At 42.2% G+C, this 23,924-nt stretch carries 16 protein-coding genes; 8 read left to right on the forward strand and 8 right to left on the reverse strand.

The features are described 5' to 3' along the window. Positions 1–36: 36 nt before the first annotated feature. Positions 37–1,440, forward strand: a complete 1,404-nt coding sequence (locus ACTXGL_RS12800) for a YjiH family protein (RefSeq protein ID WP_443527128.1) — start codon at positions 37–39, stop codon at positions 1,438–1,440. Between the two features lie 188 nt (positions 1,441–1,628). Here ACTXGL_RS12800 and ACTXGL_RS12805 read toward each other — a convergent pair whose 3' ends face one another. After that, on the reverse strand, positions 1,629–1,967 hold the full coding sequence (locus tag ACTXGL_RS12805) for a periplasmic heavy metal sensor (protein ID WP_443527129.1): 339 nt from the start codon (positions 1,965–1,967) through the stop codon (positions 1,629–1,631). Positions 1,968–2,403: 436 nt separating this feature from the next. Here ACTXGL_RS12805 and ACTXGL_RS12810 point away from each other — a divergent pair, with 436 nt between their 5' ends. After that, a complete protein-coding gene (locus ACTXGL_RS12810; protein WP_443527130.1) occupies positions 2,404–3,504 on the forward strand; it encodes an L-dopachrome tautomerase-related protein in 1,101 nt (366 codons plus the stop codon). 526 nt (positions 3,505–4,030) lie between these two features. Next, a complete protein-coding gene (locus ACTXGL_RS12815; RefSeq protein ID WP_443527131.1) occupies positions 4,031–5,152 on the forward strand; it encodes a Fic family protein in 1,122 nt (373 codons plus the stop codon). 210 nt (positions 5,153–5,362) lie between these two features. Here ACTXGL_RS12815 and codA read toward each other — a convergent pair whose 3' ends face one another. The 7 genes from codA to nirB form a co-directional block, all read right to left on the reverse strand. Further along, positions 5,363–6,613 carry a cytosine deaminase gene (gene codA / locus ACTXGL_RS12820; protein ID WP_443527132.1) on the reverse strand — a complete coding sequence of 417 codons (1,251 nt, stop codon included), beginning with the start codon at positions 6,611–6,613 and terminating at the stop codon, positions 5,363–5,365. A 35-nt stretch (positions 6,614–6,648) separates the two neighbouring features. Then, positions 6,649–7,797, reverse strand: a complete 1,149-nt coding sequence (locus tag ACTXGL_RS12825; RefSeq protein WP_443527133.1) for a PucR family transcriptional regulator — start codon at positions 7,795–7,797, stop codon at positions 6,649–6,651. 3 nt (positions 7,798–7,800) lie between these two features. Beyond that, on the reverse strand, positions 7,801–9,057 hold the full coding sequence (codB, locus tag ACTXGL_RS12830; protein ID WP_443527134.1) for a cytosine permease: 1,257 nt from the start codon (positions 9,055–9,057) through the stop codon (positions 7,801–7,803). A gap of 438 nt (positions 9,058–9,495) precedes the next feature. Then, complete coding sequence (locus ACTXGL_RS12835) at positions 9,496–10,020, reverse strand: IS630 family transposase (RefSeq protein WP_443527142.1); 525 nt, start codon at positions 10,018–10,020, stop codon at positions 9,496–9,498. After that, positions 9,995–10,345: an IS630 transposase-related protein gene (locus ACTXGL_RS12840; RefSeq protein ID WP_443527135.1), complete on the reverse strand. Its 351-nt coding sequence runs from the start codon at positions 10,343–10,345 to the stop codon at positions 9,995–9,997. Before ACTXGL_RS12840 ends, ACTXGL_RS12835 begins: the two co-directional genes overlap by 26 nt. Before the next feature lie 196 nt (positions 10,346–10,541). Then, a complete protein-coding gene (gene nirD / locus ACTXGL_RS12845) occupies positions 10,542–10,892 on the reverse strand; it encodes a nitrite reductase small subunit NirD (RefSeq protein ID WP_238036651.1) in 351 nt (116 codons plus the stop codon). A 90-nt stretch (positions 10,893–10,982) separates the two neighbouring features. Continuing rightward, positions 10,983–13,568, reverse strand: coding sequence for a nitrite reductase large subunit NirB (nirB, locus tag ACTXGL_RS12850; RefSeq protein ID WP_443527136.1), 2,586 nt, complete (start codon positions 13,566–13,568; stop codon positions 10,983–10,985). Positions 13,569–14,177: 609 nt separating this feature from the next. Between nirB and ACTXGL_RS12855 the strand changes: the two genes are divergently transcribed. The 5 genes from ACTXGL_RS12855 to cobA all read left to right on the forward strand — a co-directional run bounded on the left by ACTXGL_RS12855 (position 14,178) and on the right by cobA (position 23,578). After that, the gene (locus tag ACTXGL_RS12855; RefSeq protein ID WP_372886705.1) at positions 14,178–15,680 is read left to right on the forward strand and encodes a NarK family nitrate/nitrite MFS transporter; all 1,503 of its coding nucleotides are present in this window, start codon (positions 14,178–14,180) and stop codon (positions 15,678–15,680) included. A 3-nt stretch (positions 15,681–15,683) separates the two neighbouring features. Continuing rightward, positions 15,684–17,798: a protein kinase domain-containing protein gene (locus tag ACTXGL_RS12860; protein WP_443527137.1), complete on the forward strand. Its 2,115-nt coding sequence runs from the start codon at positions 15,684–15,686 to the stop codon at positions 17,796–17,798. Positions 17,799–17,874: 76 nt separating this feature from the next. Next, positions 17,875–19,302 (forward strand): NAD(P)/FAD-dependent oxidoreductase, encoded by a 1,428-nt coding sequence (locus tag ACTXGL_RS12865; RefSeq protein ID WP_443527138.1) that lies wholly within the window; start codon positions 17,875–17,877, stop codon positions 19,300–19,302. Next, a complete protein-coding gene (locus ACTXGL_RS12870) occupies positions 19,299–22,508 on the forward strand; it encodes a molybdopterin-dependent oxidoreductase (RefSeq protein ID WP_443527139.1) in 3,210 nt (1,069 codons plus the stop codon). Before ACTXGL_RS12865 ends, ACTXGL_RS12870 begins: the two co-directional genes overlap by 4 nt. Before the next feature lie 137 nt (positions 22,509–22,645). After that, positions 22,646–23,578 (forward strand): uroporphyrinogen-III C-methyltransferase, encoded by a 933-nt coding sequence (gene cobA, locus ACTXGL_RS12875; RefSeq protein WP_443527140.1) that lies wholly within the window; start codon positions 22,646–22,648, stop codon positions 23,576–23,578. Positions 23,579–23,924: the final 346 nt, after the last annotated feature.

The raw sequence follows: 23,924 nt of genomic DNA on the forward strand, positions 1-23,924 counted from the left end.
ATATTAGTTGAAATTGACAGGGAGTCAAAAAATAATATGGACATTATTAAGACTAATGCCTCAAGCAAAGAGGCCAGCAGCATCAATATCAGACAGTTTTTAAAGTTCTTCATACCATCTATCATAGGTTTGATGCTGTTCGTATTTCCCATTCCTTACGTAGATGGTAAGTTTGTCACCTATGCAGAGGGATTTACCATTCCTATATCTGTGTTAAAGGATTATATCCAAGGGTATATCGGTGACCTCTTGCCCTTACTCGTTGTCACCTCAATCATGATTACCTTGTGTGCTACGTTATATACCAAAGTTATGAAACCTTCATTAGTTTTGAATAATGCGTTTCTAAATAATTTGCTGAACGTTACGACACCTTGGCTTGTGATTAGAATGCTTGGTGCGTTCTTTGTTGTCGTGACCTATTTTAAATTTGGGTTTGAGGCAATATATTCAGATAATATTGGCGGCTTAATATTATATGAACTAATGCCAATACTGTTTATCGTATTTTTCTTAGCTGGGTTATTACTACCACTATTGCTCGATTTTGGCTTATTAGAATTTTTTGGGGTTCTATTGAGTAAAGTGATGCGACCTTTGTTTGGCTTACCCGGTAGGTCATCTGTCGATTGTCTGACATCATGGCTGGGTGATGGAACGATCGGCGTCCTATTAACAGATAAGCAATTAGAAGGCGGGTTCTATACTAAAAAAGAAGCGGCCGTTATTGCCACAAGTTTTTCAGCCGTTTCGATTACGTTCTGTTTGGTCGTCATCTCTCAAGTCAAACTAGAAAGCTACTTTCTCAATATGATTGGGGTCGTTGCTTTATGCGGGATTGTTTGCGCTTTAGTAGTACCAAGACTATTACCGCTGTCTAGAATTGAAGATACTTATACGATAGAAAACAGTGATAGAGATCATGAAACTATTCCTGAAGGGAAAACATTATTTACTCATAGTCTACACAAAGCCGTCCACAAGGCCGATAAGAGTCCAAGCTTTGTTACTTTCTTAAAAGAGGGGCTAAAAAACATCTTGGACATGTGGATCGGGATATTGCCTGTTGTGATGGCAATCGGGACCATGGGCTTAATTGTTGCAGAAGAGACGCCTGTATTTGACTATTTAGGTATGCCGTTTATTCCGTTCTTAGAGCTATTAAACATACCGTTTGCAGCAGAAATGTCAAAAACAATTATGGTAGGTTTTGCAGATATGTTCTTGCCTGCGATCATAGGCTCTTCAATAGAATCAGAGTTGACTCGCTTTGTCATCGCTTGCTTGTCAGTCTCTCAATTGATCTACATGTCGGAAGTCGGTGGGTTGATCTTGGGGACAAAAATCCCTGTGAGTTTCTTACAGTTATTGGTGATTTTTTTACTAAGAACCCTTATTTCATTACCGATCATTGCCGTGTGTGCTCATATGATTTTTTAATAGGATTATCTCCCAAGTTTAAGACTACAGGATTGACAGCAGGAGTCATGAAAAGCATAAGCGAGTACACTCAGTGCTACTTAGGAGCAAAAGCCTCCAATAGTTCTCGCTGTCACATAGCAAAATAGCCCATCTATGGTAGATGGGCTATTTTTACTTTTTGGAGGATTTGCTTTAGCTATCTAGTATTAATGTCCACGACCGCGATGCTCACCACTGCCTTCATGTTCAGCCTTCATTTTCTCTAACTGCGAACGTTGCTGTGCTGTTAGGACTTTTGCAATCTCAGCTCGAGCCTGTTGGCGACCATCTTTGCCTTGGCTACGATACTTATCGTGAATAGATTTAACTTGTGCTTGCTGTTTAGCCGTTAGATTGATTTTTGAAAGTGGTCCTTTGTGCGTACCGTCTTTATGTTGCATTTGTGCTGAATTTGGCGCGGCAGTATTGCTAGCGGCTGTTGCAGGAGCAATCATCGCGACACAAGTTGATGCAGCTAATAGTGAGCCTAATAGTAACTTTTTCATGGTGTTATCCTATTTATATATCTTGGTTGAATAAACAAGTTTGCAAAATCATCTAACATTAGCGATTTCGATTAGATAAGGCGTCTTTTTATTAACCCCTTTCCGACAACAAGAATGATAAGGGATTAAAACGTTGCGTAGTTTGATGAAAATTTAAGAAGAGTAACGACTTACGCCTATCTGCCCATGTTTATTACAGTTTTGATAACAGGCTATATTGACTACCCTGATGAAGCGCTATGTCTCTAAAAAATATGTAATGACTAATCAAGCTGATGTTAAATCAAACTGGCATTAAAAATAAGAGAACTTTCTATTTTCCACTTTTATCTTTGAACTGATGACTTTAGAGGTATCATGAAAAGAACAGAAATATTTGGTAGAAAAGTTAAAATGGACATCGTTATAGGCTTCTTTAAATACTCAGGAATTCACGATGAAAAATATTTTTATTATTGGTTTAATCACGACAGCATTAGCAGGGTGTAGTTTAGTTGAGCGCGATGCTATGTCCGTCACGCAAGTAAAAAGCGATGTGGCTACAGTGGGAGAGATAGAAACGGTTATCGGTTTACCTATCCGCCCAGGCAATGTCATGGCTACGAGTGACGGTCGGGTGTTTTCTACCGTGCATCCTAACGATGGTGAACAGGGGATACAGTTATTTGAAGTGACTGGACCTAACCGCTATCAGCCATGGCCTTCAAACAAATTTCAATCTCCTAAAGGCCAGTATGGTGAAGCGACCATTGATACACCATTAGGTATTACTAAAGACGATCAAGGTGGGTTATGGATCGTCGATATGGGTCAAAATATTGGTAAAACTCGTGTTTGGGGATTTGATATTGACACTGGCGCAGTAATTAGCAAAATCGATATACCGACAGATATCGCACCAAAAAATAGTTTTGTGCAAGACTTGGTGGTTGATAGAGAAAATGGATGGATTTATTTGGCGGATATTCCCAATCCAGCCATTATTGCTATTGATATGAACACCAATGAAGTACGCCGTTTTGGCAATCATGTCGCTTTACAACCTGAAGCTGATGCAAAAATGGTAATCAATGATGTTGAGATTATGATGGGTGGCAAGCCGACAAACAATGGGATAAACCCAATTACGATGTCCGCTGATAATAATACAATTTATTTTGGCGCGATGAACGGTGAATCTTGGTATAGCTTAGATGCTACCTTATTTAGAACTAAAGCCAGTGATGAACAGATTGGTAAGAGCATTATACGTGTTGGTGATAAACCCGTTTCAGATGGCGCTACTACAGACAGTTATGGAAATCACTACTTTACCAACTTAAACGATAATGGCGTAGATGTGCTTGATACGAAAGGACAGCTAACATCGTTAGTACGAGACAGCCGATTCGACTGGCCTGATAATGTGTCTTTAGATACGAATGGTTGGTTGTATGTTGCAGTAAATCAATTACATAAAACACCGCAGTTCACCGGCACCGTCGATAAAGGCCAGCCGCCTTACTATATTTATAGAGTGTGGGTAGGGAACCAATAATAGCAATACAGTCGATGTGGCGTGACAGGCGCCATTTCGGCATCGACTGTGTTTGCATACCTTAAGGCGTAACCTTGGTAATGAAAAACAGTAATCGAGAAAGCCCATATTTTACGGACAAAAAAACCCCCAATCTTAAGATTGGGGGTTTTCGAATCTGGTAGGCGTAATCGGATTCGAACCAACGACCTCTACCATGTCAAGGTAGGTCAACGAACGTGTAAAAAATGATATTATCTTACATACACTGATATTCATAGCCTGTATATATTATACGATTTAATAATCACAATGTAAATTGTAATAGAATAAAATTTAACTCGTAATTGGGCACTGTATTTTTATAGTATTTTTACCTCTACTCAAGCCCTTACCAGAATAAAAGAATATGTGTGTTTGTTGAGAATCTACTCTTATTGCATCTACTATTGTCATTTTTGAGTTTTTGCGTATTGCCTCTACTACTTATTCTCTGCATAATATAAGGAGATTACTGTCCTAATCTCTGCATATTTCTGAGGAACATATGAAGCATGTTACTTATATTCATGAACATCCAAACTGGACTGAATGGCAATGGTCGGACAAAAAGCTATTGCCACTCGTCAGTCGTGTGCGGATATTACAAGGCCATTTACTAGGAAAGCTGCTAACACTAGGGTTCGATCTGAATGTTGAGGCACAATTAGATGCGGTGACCTTAGAGATTATCAAAACTTCTGAGATAGAAGGTGAGACACTAAATGATGAGCAAGTTCGTTCTTCAGTTGCTCGGCATTTAGGGTTAGATAGTGCCAGCATGCCAACCACTACTCGTGAGATCGATGCCGTGGTAGAGATGATGCTAAGTGCCACCTATCGTTATCAACAGCCACTATTGTTAGATGATTTACTTGGATGGCATCGAGCATTATTTCCAGATGGATATAGTGGGCTTTATCGTATTCGAGCAGGTAGTATCCGTGATGATAGCAAAGGGCCAATGCAAGTAGTGTCTGGTGGGTATGGTCGCGAGCGGGTTCATTTTGTTGCCCCGAGTGCCGATAGGTTGCCAGATGAGTTAAGCAAATTTTTATTGTGGTTTAACACTTCGTCAAATAAGCAAGACGATATAGATTTGGTCATAAAAGCAGGTGTTTCTCATTTATGGTTTGTGACTTTGCATCCATTCGATGATGGAAATGGACGACTAACACGAGCACTCACAGAACGTATGCTGGCAAAAAGCGATAACAGTGCCCAACGCTTTTATAGTATGTCAGCGCAAATTCTTAAACAGCGTAATGACTATTACAAAATACTAGAACGTACGCAAAAAGGTGATAAAGATATCACGGATTGGTTGGTGTGGTTTTTGCAAACGCTAGAGCAATCCCTCATTGTAGCTCAAGAAACCACGGATAAAATTATCAGTAAGGCGGGCTTTTGGCAGACGCATCGACAGTGCGCTTTAAATAATAGGCAAGTAAAAATGCTAAATATTTTGCTGACTGATTTTTATGGCAAACTTACCACTAAGAAATGGGCGACTATGACCAAGTGTTCTATAGACACTGCACTACGAGATATTAATGATTTAATAGAGAAGGACATGATGCAAAAATCTATAGCATCAGGACGTAGTACGAGTTATGAGTTGGTTTTATGATAAAGAATATGAGCTTTAGAGAACTTTTATACGGTGTTACAATTTAATGTGTTCGCACAAATTATGCTTATATAGAGATTATGAGGTACTTACGAACTACTATCCAATTAGCGTCAAATTCTAAGAAAATATGGTGCTATAAGCAAAGGATGAAGCGTTCAAGAAAACACTCTTGAACGCATTTTTGGTAGCTCGTAAAAAAACATTCTTTCATTCAGTTAAAGATATTGTTTGATTCAGAGTAGCCGGCTGTCTAGATATGAGTACCTCTCCCTCTCTTACAGAGTATAAAACATCGCCCTGTTTTTGGATTACTTCGACATCATTGCTACCTTCAAGAATAATAAAGTTTGCAGGCTTACCTACTTCTATACCGTAGTTTGCAGATATATTGAGCGTTTTAGCACCATTATCTGTAATTAAGTCTAATGCAGTTTCTAAATCCTCGTATCCCATCATATGACATGAGTGAATCCCTGAATCTAGAACACGAAGTAGTTTGCCATTACCTAGTGTGTACCATGGATCTTGTATAGAGTCTTGACCGAAACATATATTCATTCCAGCATCTTTTATCTCTTTAACTCGTGTGATACCGCGAATCTTAGGATAACCATCAAAGCGTCCTTGTAGATGCATATTTTCAGTAGGAAGAGCAATAAAATTTATTTTAGATTTTTTTAGTAAACGAAATAATTTGGAACAATACGCATTGTTATAAGAGTGCATTGCAGTAGTATGGCTTGCTGTCACACGTTCTCCAATCCCTTTTTCTAAAGCGGCTGTAGCCAATACTTCCAAAAACCTTGATGCGCCATCGTCTATTTCATCACAATGGACATCAACTAACTTGCCATGCTTTTCTGCGAGGTCGATGATCCATCGCATCGACTCAACCCCATATTCTCTAGTATATTCAAAATGAGGAATACCACCGATGACATCAGCACCTTGTTCAAGTGCTTTTTCCATTAGCTGCTTACCGTTGGGGAAGGACAAAATACCTTCTTGGGGGAATGCAACTATTTGTAAATCAATATAAGCACTAAGTTTTTCTTTTAAAGCGACTATTGCTTTTAAGGCAACTAATTCAGGATCGGTAATATCAACATGTGTTCGAATATGTTGAACACCATTTTCGACCAATAGTTGTACGGCTTTTAATACTCTTCGCTGAACATCAGCGCTAGTTAGCATCGGCTTACGTTCAGCCCAACGTTCTATCCCTTCAAACAACGTGCCACTTAAATTCCAATTTGGCTCACCTGCTGTAAATACAGCATCAAGGTGAATATGAGGCTCAACAAATGGAGCAGACAGTAAATTCATTTTAGCATCAAGACTTGACTCTAATGGAATGACTAGGCCATCTTGCTCGATAATACTTACAAATCTTCCATTTTCGCATTCAATGCTATGTAATCCCTGTTTACCGCGAAGTTTGGCATTGTTAATAATCATGGTGTCTCCTAATTGGTAATTATATTTTATAAAAATTAACTGATGTAACGATCTGCAATGAGCGCTATTTGCAAACTCAATCGCTGTTGAGCATTACTTAAATTAATACCCGTTAACGTTTCTATCTTTTCTAATCGATTAGACAAAGTGTTTCTGTGTATATTCATTGCTAATGCTGTCTGACGCATCGAACATAAATTATCAAAATAACAAGCTAAAGTGGTTTTTAGAACCAAACTCTGAGTATCCTGTTTGTTGAAAATATCACCTAGATACTGACGACAAAAAGAGTCAATTTCATTGTTATCGATATGAGTAAAAAGCTGAGCAATACCTAATGAGTTGTAATGTATAACTTCGTTTCTATTATTATCTCTATGAAATTTAGCGCTTTGTCTTGCCTGTGAAACGGCTTTATAAATGACTTTTAATTCTTTTGCATCGCTAACACCAATAGTGCAGTGAAAGCCATATGCAAGCAGTTTTTGATGCAATTGATTCCATCGTTTCATACTATCATCACAGTGTTCCGCTGATGTCGGCATAATCGCCAGCCAACCTTGATGAAGCTCCGTAATAGGAAGTTGAACGCCCTCGTTCAGCATGAACTGACTGATTAAGTAATCTCCTTTAATGACTTCTTCATCAGTAATACGGTTGAATTTAATAAAAGCGACAGATAACTGTTGAGTGGGGTTAAGTCCTATTTCTGTGGCTTTAATCAGGTCTATTTCAGATATATTTGGGTTATCTGCTAAGTCTTGTAGAAACCAACGACTAGATTTATTATTGAGACCATCCATAATGATCGCGTTAGACAATATTTCGGTAACATTTACCATTGGCAATGAATAAGGCTGTTCAAAAACAGGAAAGTGTTGTTCATTAGCAAAATCTAAAACTTCAATAGGAATGGTATCGAGATAGGGTGAGTGGGTTAAAATCACTAACCCACTCGTACATTGCGTTTTTGCTTTTTTAATGAGAGTAATAAAGTCTTGAACAGTCCAGTTCCAATTTAACCCTGTAACAAAGATCAACTCTCCACCTTTTGTCCAGTTTTCAATCTCTGTGTTTTCTGCTATATAGGGCCAACGTATTGCATTTCTGCTACCTTGCCGACCCGCTCTAAAACGAAGAGCTTCTAGTCCACTTATTTGATTTAACGATTCAATAGATATCATTAATTAAATACTCTGTTCTTGTTGGGTTTTTACAGTAGAGAGCTTCAATAATATTGTATAAGCAATAGCAGAAGTAATAATGCCAACAAGTGGAGCAATCCAAGGTGAAGCGTAAGCACAACCTGAACCAATCACGTAAGCTGATAATCCAACTATATTGTACTTTGGTAATTCGATACTGCTTAAATCTGGCATATTACCTTTATACTTCACCCAAAAATCTGTCATGATAATCGCACCAATTGGTGGAATGAAGGTCCCCAGAAGTATTAGAAAGGGTATTAGCATGTTATACATGCCCATGACGGCTAATGCGGTGCCTAATGCAGCACCGAATAAGGTGACTAAACGCCTTTTATCTGTTCTTAACAAGTTACATCCTGCCGCTGCAAAATTGTAAATAGTATTATCTTGGGTAGTCCAAATATTAGTGAATAACATTAGGACAGCGACAAGCATGAAACCTTGAGCAACAAGTACATCAACGATATCCGCTTGTTGATATATAGCCGTACCAAAAGCACCGACAAACACCATCAAGCCATTACCGATAAAAAATGCTGCCAAAGTACTTATAACCGCTACTTTTCCTGACTTAGCAAAACGGCTCCAATTTGTTGCTTGCGTACCCCCACTTACAAAGGTACCAAATACCAAGGTAATTGCAGCTGCGATAGGCATACTTTCAGTTGGTTCGATAGCTACAAATTCCGAAATGCCGCCTATATCAAGTATGCCTTTATAGAAACATAAGCCGATAAAAAATAGCATCGCAGGTACGGAGACTTTTGAAAGAATTTCTAACGCCTTGTAGCCTATATAGGCACTGATACAGAAACCAAAACCAAAAAAGATCATCAATGGCGTGAGCCATGCATCTGACAATTCCAGTAACTTCACAATGATAATGGCAATCGTCGCAGTACCCCATGCATACCAACCGATTTGTGTAAATCCTAATACAAAGTCAGATAACTTACTTCCATTTAGTCCAAAACAATACCGACCTAATAACACGGTGTTCAAACCAGTTTTACACGCAATATAACCTAAGCTTGCTGCATAAGATCCAAGCAACAAGTTGCCTATGAATATAATAGACATCAGCTCATAAAATGAAAATGATTTACCAAGCGTACCGCCTGCCCACATTGTAGAAGTAAAAAATGTAAAGCCCAATAATACTGACATCATGGACCATAAATTCTTTCTCTTGTCAGTTGGTACAGCACTCAAAGGGTAGTCGTTAGATTCATTCATTATTCAATATCCCTAATTTGGAAGTTGTAACTTACAAATAGCAACCTTTATGCCAATATTAAAAAGAAAAAAATAAGTAACAAAACGATCATTAACCCTTTTCGTAAATGTACCACATGAACAGTATTTTTTAGTAAGGAACGAAGTTGTTTGAAGATTGCGAACGGATGCACCAAATTGATCTTTGCATGTCCTTAAATGGTGCATGGTGATCTCTCTAATACGTAAGAGCAGTTTCGAATGAAACAGTTTTAGGACTGTTGTAGGCTTAATAATTTACAAGAGTATGAATAACGGAAAGGTAAATCATGAGGGTTTTGAATGTAGAAAATCTTATGATTGGGTTTTCATTAAGGATGAGAAAAGCTTAATAGAATAACTAGAAAATATGAGGGTTTTATTTCGAATGCAGGGGACTCTAAGTAATAGTAAGTATAGTTAGTTCAAAATAAAATTGTTATGACCAGGACAAATATCATAAAATAATTTAGATAAGTCATTTTGCATCCAGCCTTGGCGTAGAAACTTTGCTTGAGCCCACTTCTTTTCAATGGGATTCAGATCAGGACTGTAAGGTGGCAACCAAAGAATACGATGGCCATGTCTGTTCAGTAATTTTTGGATGCGTTTATTTTTATGAAATCGAGCATTATCCATCGCAATTACGCATTTGGCCTTGAGGCTTGGAATAAGGGTATATTTGCACCAGTGATAAAATATGCGGCTGTTAATATTTTGCTCAAAGTAATCAAGCGCAAATAGCATTTTTTCATACAGAGCCCCAATAACGTTAGTGCGCTTTCTTGCTTGCCAGTTGTAGGTATCAATACAAGGTTTGCCAATCGGTGCGTAGCCATAGGGTCTTATAGTCTCAGCCTCAAAGCCGCTTTCATCCATATAGACAATGGGATAGTCTTGCTGCATAAAACTATTAAGCTTACTCTGGTACGCTGCTCTTTTTATCGGACACGCTTTTGAATGCTCTAGTGTCTTTTTTTTGACTGATACCTAGACGCTTTAGGGCTTCACAAATCCCTGATTTACTACACTTTAAACGTCTTGCGCGTTCATAATGATAACTGTCTGGATAGTCCTTTACATCTTTGAGTAAGCGCTCATCGGTTATCTTATGAGGCTTAACTTGTCTGGTTGTTTTGCTATGAATACGCTTCTTCCACTTCTGAATAGTGGTTGGGCTAATATTATAAAAGTCGACAGCTTGAGCGAACGTCATGCCATCATCTAAGCTTTTTAGTACTTGTTTGCGAAAGTCTAAGGAGTAGGTCATGATTGTTTGAATGTTGGTTTAGTTGATTGTATTTATAATACTTTTATATTGAACTGACTATACTAGCAGACATCAATCTCATTAATTTATTAGGGGATGACAAAAGGTTTGATGAAGAATAAAACGGCCTTCGACTCTTAAAATCAAAGGCTGCTTTAATAGTCTAGAAGGTAGTATGTGCTAGACACACAAATACCTAGTTATATTTTACGATGACATCGCTACCCTCAAGCTCTACTTTATACGTGTCGAGTATAATGCTTTTATCATCTAAACATTGACCTGTGACAAGATTAAAGCGTTGCTTATAAATAGGTGAGGCGACATATAGCACATTTTCATCAGAGCCATCCTCGTTAGTAATAGTGGTGCCGCCAATCAGACCTCTAGACAAGACGTTGGCTTGACTAAACGGATCATAATTATCAAGCGCAAATAACTGTGTTTGCTTGGTGCAAAAAATAGCCACTTGTTTGCCGTTTACGAGCGCACAGACACCTGTCTCGGGAATAATATCATTGATTTTGCACACAGTGAGCTGAGTCATCAGAAGATCCTTAATAGTAAAATATAAATGAGACCAACAACAAAAAATGCTTTTTAGCGTCTAATATCAATAGACGCTGACACGTTAAGATTACGCCAATTCGGTCACTTTTATTTGCGTCTTTTCGATATCGGTTGCAGGGCGAATCTGCTCTCGCTCAGTGACGAATACCACATTGTCATCGCCTTGCTCACTATTAACAAAATGACGGAAACGTTTGAGTTTTTCGCTATCAGTAATGGTGGCTTTCCATTCACAAACATAGTTGTCGATGAGTAATTGCATCTGCGACTCTAGCTCCTCAGCGATACCTAAACTGTCCTCAATAATGACTGCCTGTAGATACTCAAGTCCACCTTCAAGGCTCTCGCGCCATTTGGATGTACGCTGAAGCTTATCTGCGGTCTTGATATAAAACATGATAATACGGTCGATATATTTGACAACTGTATCCGTATCAAGATCCGTTGCGAATAGCTCGCCATGACGTGGGGTCATGCCACCATTACCGCAGACAAAGAGATTCCAGCCGTTTTCAGTAGCAATAATCCCAAAATCTTTGCTTTGCGCTTCAGCGCACTCACGGGTACATCCAGATACGCCCATTTTTATTTTGTGTGGTGAGCGTACTCCTTTGTAGCGGTCTTCTAGTCTAAGTGCTAAACCCACACTGTCATCGACACCGTAGCGACACCAGTTGTTGCCCACACAAGATTTCACTGTACGCAGAGATTTACCATAAGCATGGCCCGTCTCAAATCCAGCATCGACCAGTTGGGTCCAGATATCGGGCAGTTGGTCTAAACGTGCGCCAAATAAGTCGACGCGCTGACCGCCAGTGATTTTGGTATACAGATTGAACTCTTTGGCGACTTGTCCGAGGATGATGAGTTTATCTGCAGTGATTTCACCGCCAGGTACGCGCGGCACGACCGAATAAGTGCCATCTTTTTGAATATTGCCTAGATAGTAATCGTTGCTGTCTTGCAGTGGCGTGAGTTCGGGCTTGAGTACATAATCATTCCAGCAAGACGCCAAAATAGAGGCGACAGTTGGTTTGCAAATTTCGCAGCCATGACCACTACCGTGCTCATCTAATAGCGCATCAAATGTCTTAATGCCTTGTACTCGAATCAAGCTATACAACTCCTGACGTGAGTAAGCAAAATGCTCACATAGATCATTATTGACTTCAAAACCAAGCGCGGTTAGCTGATAGCCTAATGTGTCTTTTACCATAGGTGCGCAGCCGCCACAGCCGGTACCAGCACTGGTACATGATTTCACCTCTGCCATGGTATAAGCACCGTCTTCAACGGCGGCACAAATAGCACCTTTGGTGACGTTGTAACAAGAGCAAATCGTGGCGCTATCGGGCAGGTTCTCGATACCCATGGTGGGCTTTTCTACGTTGGGTAGGATCAGGCTTTCAGGATGGGCAGGCAGGTCAATATCGTTTAGAAATAGCTGCAAGAGATTGTTGTAATCCTCAGTGTCGCCTACCAATACAGCGCCCAATAGCCGCTTATTGTCTGCTGTTGTTACCAGTTTTTTATAGATACCCTCAGCAGGGTTTTGGTATAAATAGCTCAAACTGTTTTCTGTTGCGCTGTGCGCATCGCCGATACTGCCCACATCGACGCCCATCAATTTGAGCTTGGTGCTCATGTCAGCGCCTGTAAAGGTCTGAGCGCGATCGCCTGCGATTTGAGCGGCGCAAATACTGGCCATGCTATAACCTGGTGCGACCAAGCCAAAAACGGTGTTGTCCCATACGGCGCATTCTCCAATGGCATAGACATTCGGAGCATTGGTACGGCAGGCTTTATCAATCAGAATACCGCCACGGGTGCCGATTTCAATACCGCATTCAGGGTTGCTTTTGATAATGCCATCTTGCGGACGAATACCCGCACTAAAGACGATCATGTCGGTATCCAACGACGTATCGTCAGCGAACTGCATGGTTAGATGACACGATGCTTCATCCGATAGGGTATTGTCGATAATGGCCTTAGTATTTTTACCTGTTAGTACTTTGACGCCAAGGGCTTCAATTTTACGTTTTAAAATATCACCGCCAGCAGCATCGAGCTGTACGCCCATCAGCTGAGGCGCAAACTCTACCACGTAAGTCTCTAGTCCTAGTGTGACTAGGGCCTTAGCTGCCTCAAGACCCAGCAGACCACCACCGACCACGACGCCTCTTTTGACTTTTGGCTGCTCAGCAGTACTGAGAATATCATCCAAATCTTTAATCGTACGATAGACATGACAGTGCGGATGCTCGCGCCCTGGAATCGGCGGCACAAACGGATAGGAGCCTGTTGCTAGTACCAATTCAGCATAGTCTATCTGGGTACCGTCTTCCGTGCTGATACATTGACTGGCGGCATCGATGTTTGTGATTCGCTGATTAAGATGCAACTGAATCTGAGCATCCTCATACCTGCTCAAGTCCACTAAGTTTAGTTTACTCACATCTTTATGTTCAAAATAGCTCGATAGATACACCCGGTCATAAGCTGGGCGATCCTCTTCAGCAAATACGTGAATCTCAAACTGATCGTGTAAGCCTTTCTCTATGGCTCGCTCGATAAAGTGATGTCCCACCATACCGTTACCAATCACCACTAATTTAGCTTTATTCATCGTACTTACTATAGTGCTACTCATATGCCTATCCTCAGTAATGGGTTTGCTTAAATACTTTCATCTAATGTCCCATCCAAAAGTCGCAAGTTAATTTTTAGATGATTCAGTGATAGATAGTCGTTAATACTTATATGGCTATAACTATTAAGCCCTCAATAATCGTGCCAAACACAATTATGACATTCAATTATCGAACCCTTATATAGTTAAAAAATATGTAGCCTCACCAGTTTATAAGGTCATGCCAGTGCTTTCGGTGATGCTATTTTCTGTTGTAAGTAGTTGCTTAACATAATCTTTTTAGCAACTATCATTTATATTCTATGCACCAAAATAGTTACAAAAATGCACCAAATTGGTTTTGATTGTTACTTTAGAGGTGCATCGCTTACTTTAATTAACTGAGAGGTAACTTAGTTTTATCTAAGCAATATTATTTAATTGGGATGCCTTTAGAGCCATCTGGTACAAAGCGTAGCCCTATTAAAAAAGATGACGTTTTATATCTATATCAATTTTATATTTGTAGCTGGCACATCCATTGCACTCTCTTAATGGTCGCAACTGATAAGTTTTTGACTCATAACGTGTTTTTATAACTTTAATGTTAGCCATTTGAGGAAATCGTCTATGCCTTCATCGAAACCTGATGTGCCAAATAAAAACAAACTGAATATCTTTTCTTTTAGCGGTAAAAACAAAATTCTCCATCTTGGGTGGATGGCGTTTTTTTTCACCTTTTTTGTGTGGTTTAACCATGCACCATTCTTATCTGCGATAGGGGAGAGCTTGAACCTCACCAAAGACCAGGTAAAAACCTTATTGATATTAAATGTTGCCTTGACTATTCCAGCCCGAGTCATCATCGGTATGTTGACCGATCGCTTTGGTCCGCGGCTTGTTTACACTGCAATTTTAGCCATTGGCGCTATTCCTTGTTTCACCTTCGCTTTTGCGCAAGATTACAACACGTTAGCGCTATCACGCTTTTTATTAGGTTTCGTTGGTGCAGGGTTTGTGGTTGGTATTCGTCTCATGAGTGACTGGTTCCCTGCTAATGAGCTGGGTACAGCTGAAGGTATCTATGGGGGCTGGGGAAATTTCGGCTCTGCCGCCGCGGCACTGCTACTACCGACAGTCGCTATTGCGGCCGCTGCCATCTTTGGCGGTGAGGAAGGTTGGCGTTATGCAACGGCTACCTCAGGGGTGGTTATGATGCTCTATAGTGTGATTTTTTATAAGATGGTACGTGATACCCCTAAGGGTGCTACGTATTTCAAACCTAAAAAATCGGGTGCCATGATGGTGACTTCATCAGGTGACTTCTGGCTCATGATGGTATTTAAACTGCCAATGTATTTGGCATTGGCCTTATTGGCGTGGAAATTATCACCAGCTGGTGTGAGTTTGCTGAGTCAGGCAAGTGTCAACATCGTCTATATTGCTTTGGTGGTGTTATACGTTTATGAATTTATCAGTAGTTATCGTTTTAATAAGGAAGTATTTACCACGCCTGTGCCAAAAGCGCACCGATATGACTTTAAGCAAGTCGGTATTTTGAATATTTTATACTTTGCGACTTTTGGCTCAGAGTTGGCTGTGGTCTCTATGCTGCCACTCTTCTATCAAGAAACCTTTAACTTATCGATTGTCATGGCAGGTGTCTTGGCATCAAGCTACGCCTTTATGAACCTCATGTCACGTCCAGGCGGCGGCTGGTTGAGTGATAAATTTGGTCGCAAAATCACACTTTTGATTCTCACTGCAGGTTTGGCCGTTGGTTATCTGTTGATGGGTGTCGTTGACTCTTCATGGCCGATCGCACTTGCGCTGTTGATTACCATGTTCTGCTCTTTCTTTGTACAGGCGGGTGAGGGAGCAGTGTTTGCTGTGATTCCTTTGATTAAACGTAGTATGACAGGTCAGTTTGCAGGAATGACGGGTGCTTACGGTAACGTCGGGTCAGTGGTCTATCTAACTGTACTGAGTCTGGTATCGTATCAGGCATTCTTCTTTGTGATTGCCGCAACAGCAGTGATTGGCTTCTTGGCGCTGTTTTTATTAAAAGAGCCTGAAGGCGTTATTATTGAAGAGATGCCAGATGGCAGCTTTGCTCAAATACAAGTGAGCTAAATTATGTATGAGAGCGTCAAACAAGCTCCCAAAGAGACAAGTCAAGTAAGCAGTCATGATGCGGACGTTGCATTGTGGCTGCCTGATTTTTGTACGATGGCAGGGCGCAAAGCTGAGAACCAAGATAGCCTACTCATAACGACCTGCTTGCCTTATGGGTTTCCATCGTTATCATCCTTTTTATCATCGTCAGCGCATAGTGGCGATCATACCTCTTTTACAGCGCCTCTATTAGTGCTAATGGCTGATGGGGTCAGTGCTTGCCAGTTTCCCAAACAAGCCAGTCAGTCAGTGATAAACACAGTGACACACTATATCACCTCAAAACTTGCAGAGATGGTACAGACAGATAGGGTGCAAGCAAATGAGGCATCAAGCGAATCGCAAAGAAACTCTGCAAGCAAAGCGCAAGAGCAATCGCCAAATTCACTACACCGCTTTGATGACAATCAAGTTGCCATCGTGATTAAGGAGGCGGTGCACCAAGCCAATGATGCGCTTTATTTCCCGCAGGCGTATGAGCGCCTGCCAGCTTTATTATCCACCTTATCAGGACTGCTATGCATAGGCGACCGTATTCATCTGTTTCATACAGGCGACTCTCGTATCTATCGTATCGGTATCGACAGTATGGTGCTATTGACCAAAGACCATCACATTCACCACGGACGAGACAAAGGGGCGTTGTCTGCTGCTATCGGTGCTGATACCCGAGTTGAGCTGCAACAGTCGGTGTTTACCTTGCATCAAAACGAGTGTCTGGCGCTCATGACTGATGGGGTTTATGAGTCTATCGCGCCCGCAGAGTTACAGTTTGAGCTGTGTGCTGCGGTACAGATTATGCACCAATCAGTGGGATGTCCCAATCAAATCATCGACCATCTTCAGATAAGCCAGCGCTTATGTGAGCATGCCTTTAGCGAGGGTAGCCATGATAATCTCAGTGTGATCATGCTGGGCATGAACGATGCACTCACAAAGAGCAAAACGCATAGAGAAACAGACAACGGCATTGCTCTTGATCAAAATGTGGATAGCGACAGTAGTCACGCTCAGGATATCAATCACTATCGCTTACCAACGGGCTTGGCAGTAGGGGCACAGATTGATAATTTTGTGGTCAAAAAAATCATCGCGCGTACGGCTCGCAGTGAGGTGTATTTAGTAGAGGATGACGACCAGCATGCATTTGTTTTGAAGTCGCCAAGTCTCAATGTCATTGCTGATGGGCATTATCTACGTGAGTTTTTAAAGGAACGCAAAATCGGTTTGAGCCTGTCCAAGCACAAACGTATTGGTGAGCCTGCTTATAATCAAGTGGACCCCAATAGCGTATCCTCCCATGATCCGCTTTTAACCAGTGATGTCTCTAAAAAACTGAGTGCGACCTTTAATGCGTCTAATGCGTCGGGGCTTTTGCGCTACTACCCAGTACCTGCCAGTAGCACTTATTTATATCATTTAACGGAATATATCGAAGGGGAGAGCCTACGAGTGTTTATGGATCGTCAAGCCCCTTGTGATATTTGGCAAACTTACGATTTACTTACTAAGATCGGCATGGCGGTCCGTGTGATGCATCGGAACTATCTACTGCATCAAGATATCAAGCCTGAAAATATATTATTAACTCAATCAGGTGCGGTCAAGTTAATCGACTTTGGCTCTGCTAGCTCCTCCATACTAAAAGACAGTACGCGTCCTCCTAATGGTGATTTGCACTACGCTGCACCAGAATACTACACCGATGCCCCAAAAGGCGTGCATTCTGATTTGTTTTCTATTGCCGTGATTGGTTATGAGTTACTCACAGGTGAGCTGCCATTTAGCTCGCAAGATTTGATGAACCCATCCGCCTCACTGATCGTACCTGCAGAACGCCTACGTCAAAACCGAGTGCCAGCTGCTAGCCAACAAGCGTTGATGCGTGCGCTACATTCTAGTACGCAGGCAAGGTATCAAGCGATTGGTGAGTTCTTACAAGACTTCAGCCCTGATAACAGTAACGATATCAGAGACCCTGAACCGCTGATCGTACGTCATCCCTTATTGGTTTGGCACAGCATTTGCTTTATTCAATTTGTCATTATCATATCGTTGCTGATTTATTTTTTATAAAACCTTGTTAAACGTAAATAGTACGACAAGCCATTTTATTCAACGCTGCGTGTTGCGGCTAAGGAATGATTTTCCTATGTCACTGAATATGTCACTTGATTCACCAGAACCAACCCATACTTCTTTTTCTAAACGTCGGACTTCTGCTGGCATCGTTATTATCGGAGCGGGCATGGCAGGCAGTCGTTTTGCCATTGAGCTTGCTCGCACGCAATCAAATGATGACACCGCCCGTTTGCCAATTACGTTAATCAGTAAAGAACCGCAAGTTGGCTATAACCGTATCATGCTGTCACCAGTACTTTCAGGAGAGTCGGTTTTTGAAGAGACATATTTATACGAGCTAGCAGAATATGAGCAATTGGGTATCACGGTATTGGCTGGCACGTCGGTAGATGCCATCGATACCAAGCAACAGTGTATTGAATTGAGTGATGGACAAGTCCTAGATTATACCGAGCTGGTGCTGGCTACTGGCTCGCAAGCTCGCGTCATCCCTTTTGCCAATCATGATGCTAAGGGTGTTCATGTATTTCGAGATATTGCTGATGTGCAGGTATTGACGGAGTACGCGCGCCAAGCAAAAAAGGGTCTCGTCATTGGTGGCGGGGTGTTGGGTCTAGAGGCCGCCTGCGCTTTGGCGTCTCAAGGGGCAGATATGACAGTGGTTCATGTCGATAGTCATGTTCTCAACCGACAGCTTGATATGCCCGCCGCTCATCTGCTACAAGCAGAACTCTTCAGTCGAAGTGTCAAGCTGGAGGTATTAGCCAACACAGAATGTATTACGGTCAATGATCAACACGAGGTTAATGGTCTGTTGTTAAAGGATGGTCGCACACTGCCAGCAGACTTTATTGTCATGGCAGTTGGCGTCATCCCCAATATGACACTGGCGCAGCAAAGTGGTCTTGATGTTAACCGAGGTATCCTTGTAGATAACTTTATGCATACTAGCTGCCCGCATGTCTATGCGATCGGTGAGTGTGTCGAGCTGGACGGGGAGCTATTCGGGATGGTGGCTCCTGTCAATCAACAGGTCGATACTTTGGTGTCTGTCTTAAAAGCGCCACGTATCTCAAGTCGTAAGACAGCCAATAGTGACTCGCGACCACACGAATCTGAAAATAACTGGTGTCCCTTTATCAGTAAGCCTTTATCTTTAAAATTAAAAGTATCTGGCATCGCGGCTTTTTCAGCAGGTCAGATTGCTTTCGATGAGAGTGAAATGATGCAGATAGAGCGCGTGGTCTATCAGCAAACGAGCTTCAATCATTATCTTTGTCTCTATATTAAAGAAAGCAAACTTATTGGCACGGTACTGTACGGTGATGTGAGTGAAAGCGGGTTTTATAGTCAGCTGATCACTGATGGCAGTGACATATCCTCGATAAAAGAAGACCTTATCTTTGGCGAAGCCTATTGCGATGTAGAGAAAATAGAAGCAGCTGAGCCCGAATCTGCCGTGCCAAGTGACGCACACCTAATAGGAGAGGCATCATGAGCAGCACCATCTTAAATGACGATCAAGCCCTCAGTGTCGTACCGTCCTCTCGCATTACAACTTACACTGAAGATTTGATCAGTCCTATTCGTACCACTTGTCCTTACTGCGGCGTAGGCTGCGGCGTACTAGCAAACATCGATGAGGCAGGTGTAGTCAGCGTGACAGGCGATCCTGATCATCCAGCAAACTTCGGTAAACTCTGCTCAAAAGGCAGTGCATTGGCACAAACATTGGGCACTGAGCGCAGGTTGACTCAGCCTTATTATCAAGACAAACAGCGATCAATTGCAAAAGGACAACCAACAGATAAGCAGCCTGTCGAGTGGGAGGCAGTATTGGATGATATTGCCAGTCGTTTGAATAACACTATAGCGACACACGGGCGTGACAGCGTAATGTTTTATGTGTCAGGGCAGCTGCTTACAGAGGATTACTACGTTGCCAATAAGTTTATTAAAGGCTTCATTGGTAATAATAATATCGATTCCAATTCGCGTCTTTGTATGTCCTCAGCAGTTGCAGGGCATAAGCGTGCTTTTGGTGCAGACTTAGTGCCTAGTAATTATGAAGATTTAGAGTCTTGTGATTTATTGGTATTGGTGGGCTCCAATATGGCGTGGTGTCATCCTATCTTATTCGGACGGTTTTTAGCCGCCAAAAAGCGTGATCCTAATAAAAAACTAATCGTGATTGATCCGCGTCGTACTGATTCTTGTGAATTTGCCGATTTACATGTGCCCATCACTGTCGGCACGGATACCCACTTATATAACGGACTGCTGCATTATCTTGAGAAAGAAGGCTGTGGTGATAAGGACTATCTTAAGCAGTGTCAGGATGTCACGCCCGCATTAGAGGCCGCAAAAACATGGACGATTGATAAAGTGGCGACGGCATGCGGTATCAGTGAGGAACTTGTACGGAAGTTTTATGAGCTGGTCGCTGCAAACGATAGAACAATCACAGCATTTAGTATGGGCGTCAACCAGTCTGCGAGTGGTACCGACAAGGTCAATGCCATCATCAATACTCACTTGTATACTGGGCGAGTGGGCCGAGTAGGTGCAAGTCCATTTTCACTAACCGGTCAGCCGAATGCGATGGGAGGGCGTGAAGTGGGCGCGTTATCGAACCTACTTGCCGCGCATCTAGACCTAGATAACGAGCAGCATCGTCATTTGGTGGCTGATTTTTGGCAAGCGCCGCAACCGCTTGCCGCAGAGGTTGGGGTAAAAGCTTGCGATGCTGCTGATGCCATACTAGATGGCCGTATCAAAGCCATCTGGATTATGGCGACCAACCCTGTCGTCAGCTTGCCTGAGGCTGATAAGTTTCGCCGCGCATTGGCTACCTGTGATTTGGTGATTGTATCTGACTGCTCCGTCGACAGCGACACGGTTAAGTGTGCAGATATTGTTTTGCCCGCACAGGGTTGGGGGGAGAAATCAGGCACAGTGACCAATTCGGAGCGCCGCATCTCGCGCCAGCGGGCTTTGATGCCTGCACTCGGACAAGCAAAGCCTGACTGGTGGATACTGTCGCACGTCGCTAAACGCATGGGTTTGGCAGGGTTTGATTATCAGCATCCTAGGGATATATTTAATGAGCATATCGCCCTAACTGCTTATAGAAATGATGCCAGCCAAGATATATCAGCGAGCAATCAACCGCGCTATCTTAATTTAGCAAAAGATCTTTCGCTAGAGCCAGTAGGGTCGCTAGAACTGATAAAGCCAGACCATCTTGAGCAGCAAAATAAAGACGTAGTTTCTTTCAGCCGTGACGCATACGATGTCATGACCCCGTTTCAGTGGGGCGGCGCACGTATTACACCCAGCAAAACAAAGTTTATTGCCATTACGCCTCCCAGTCACGGCAGCTTACCCAATAGGCATCCGCAACGATTGAGATCGAAAAGCGCGGATAGTCAAAAAAACAATGACAGTCATACGTTGCATCAGCATCACTCAGGGGCGGTAGATCTACGGCTTATTACAGGTAGGCTTCGCGATCAATGGCACACGATGACGCGCACAGGACTTGCACCGCAGCTCAACCAACACGCATCTGTACCAACGCTCACCGTGCACCCCCATGATGCCAAGCAGCTCGGTGTTGACCAAGGCGATTATGTACAGCTACGTCCTTGCTATGATAAAAGCGACGAGAAAAGCGATAAGCAAAACTTATCAATACAGAGCCAGCCGCAGTACATGGTTTCTAGTAATACCACTACAGACAGTCAGGTGCTCGCACAAGTTGCCATCAGCGATAGTATGATCGCAGGAGATGCTTTTATGCCGATGCATTGGAGTAGAGCTTTCGCTCGTTTTGCGCGCGTAGGTACGCTGATTCCAACAGTCGTTGATCCACATTCAGGACAGCCTGAATTAAAAAATTCCGCAATCAGCGTGATGCCTGTACCGATGAAAACTTATGGTAAGATTTTGGTGCATCCTGATTTACAAGACACCATTATAGTGCATCTGCGTGAGACCATATTGAACTCTGAAACAGAATCCGAGGATAAAAATACGCCGATATCTTCCTGTGATACCAATGCAGATTTTGAAATAGCAGACGCATTGCCTGCGTTGCCCGCACTGACATGGAGTTTAAGTCGTCAAACTAATAGCGTTTTGATTACCTTGGCCAGTCCCATAGACAGCGTCGTCAGTAAATTGCTTGATGCTGATTACTGGCAGCACTTCATCCATACCTATCAAACATCTCTAGCCAATGAGTCCATCAATAGTGCGTTTACTTGCAGCAAGCAAGCAAAGCAGCTTCGCTTCGTCTCGACGCAGGTAGATGCAGATAGTAAAGCGATAGATCATGCATCGATTAGCACGTCAAAGTCTGACATACCACGCGATCAGCTTCTACTAAGCGTTTGTTTTGCGCCACAAGTGGCGCAGCTGCCCAGTATTCATTGGCTCAATAGTTGCTTTGCCAGTACTGATGCGATACCAGAAAATCAACGTCATAAGTGGTTGCTAGCAGGTCGTCCAGCGACAGGTTATGTTGATCCAGGTCCATTGGTGTGTTCATGTATGGCAGTTGGAGAGAATATTATTATCGAGACGATTACTAAGCAGCAATGTATGAGTGCCCACGCGGTTGGCAAAGCGTGCCGCGCAGGGACTAACTGCGGTTCATGCGTGAGTCAAATCAATACCTTAATCGAAAAGTATGCGTCTTAAAAACTTTCTAAGATCAGGCTTGCTTACTAATATGGCATAGGGTTTGCACTGTATCTTGTAGGCTCTTCTTTTCTCAGGTATGCCATTGTTAGGTGCAGGTTTGCGCGTTATTAACAGTGTTATTAGGAGTTATTACCATGACTGATTCATCTCCCTTTATTACCACATTGATTGCAAATCATTTGTCTAATACTAATTGTCATACCGCAGGGCGCGACAAGCCATTAGGTATAGACAAAAATATGAAAGTAGGCACGGTACATTTGGTTGGTGCAGGTTCTGGTGATCCTGAACTACTCACGTTAAAAGCACTGCGAGTGATGCAAAAAGCAGATGTCGTGCTCTATGACAGCTTGGTTTCAGAGGATATTTTAGATATGTGTGCGCTGACAGCAGAGAAGATATTCGTTGGTAAGCGCCGTGCCAATCATGCGCTACCACAAGAAGGTATCAATGAGCTGCTAGTCAAACATGCGCTAGCAGGTAAAACGGTCGTTAGGCTCAAAGGGGGCGACCCCTTTATTTTTGGACGAGGTGGTGAAGAACTGCAAGAAGTGGTGCGTCATGGTATTCATTTTGAATCTATTCCTGGTATCACTGCTGCTAGTGCGGCTGCAAGCAGAGCAGGTATTCCATTGACACACCGTGATCATGCACAAGCCGTGAAGTTTGTAACAGCATGCAAAAAATCAGGTGCACCTAATAATGACTATGATGAACTTTTGGACAGTACGCAAACCGTTGTCTTTTATATGGGGTTGAATCGACTAGATGAGATGACCCAAGGGTTAATTGCCGCAGGGCGCGACAGTAACACACCTTTTGCTGTAATTAGTCATGCTAGTTTGCCTACTCAGCAGCTGCTAATCGGTACGCTTGGCAGTATCGCCGAGCAGCAAGCTGAGGCAAAACTACCGACCCCTGCGCTATTGATTATGGGTGATGTGGTTAATTTATACTATGAGTTTGCAAGCTATAATCTTGGGGCGTTAGGTAAAAGTACCTTTATTGACGTTCAAAACGTTGTTAGCAGTCATGATTTAGTCAGTAATTTGGAGGTTGTCACGTAGGATAGAAGCATACTAGTGCCAAGCGATAATAGTGCTTAGCACTTTTATAGTATGTCAGCACAAATTATTAAACAGGGTAATGACTACTACAAAATACTGAAACGCATGTAAAAAGTAGACGATGTAATAAAAAGAGTATGATGCAAGGTACCATGACTTTGGGTACAGTAAGAGTGAGTTCAGCAGACTGGTATAAGTGGTTCCATTATACCAGTCTGTTTTAAGTAGTCTATTAATAGTTTTAAAAGGTGAGTTGGCTGGTTCCGCTGGGGTATAGCTTTTGAAACCATTTTTCTTTATATTGTCACTTAGACAGGCTGGGCATTTGATGTATAGTGTCATTTGC

Source organism: Psychrobacter sp. T6-6, from assembly GCF_052258185.1.
Lineage (GTDB): Bacteria > Pseudomonadota > Gammaproteobacteria > Pseudomonadales > Moraxellaceae > Psychrobacter.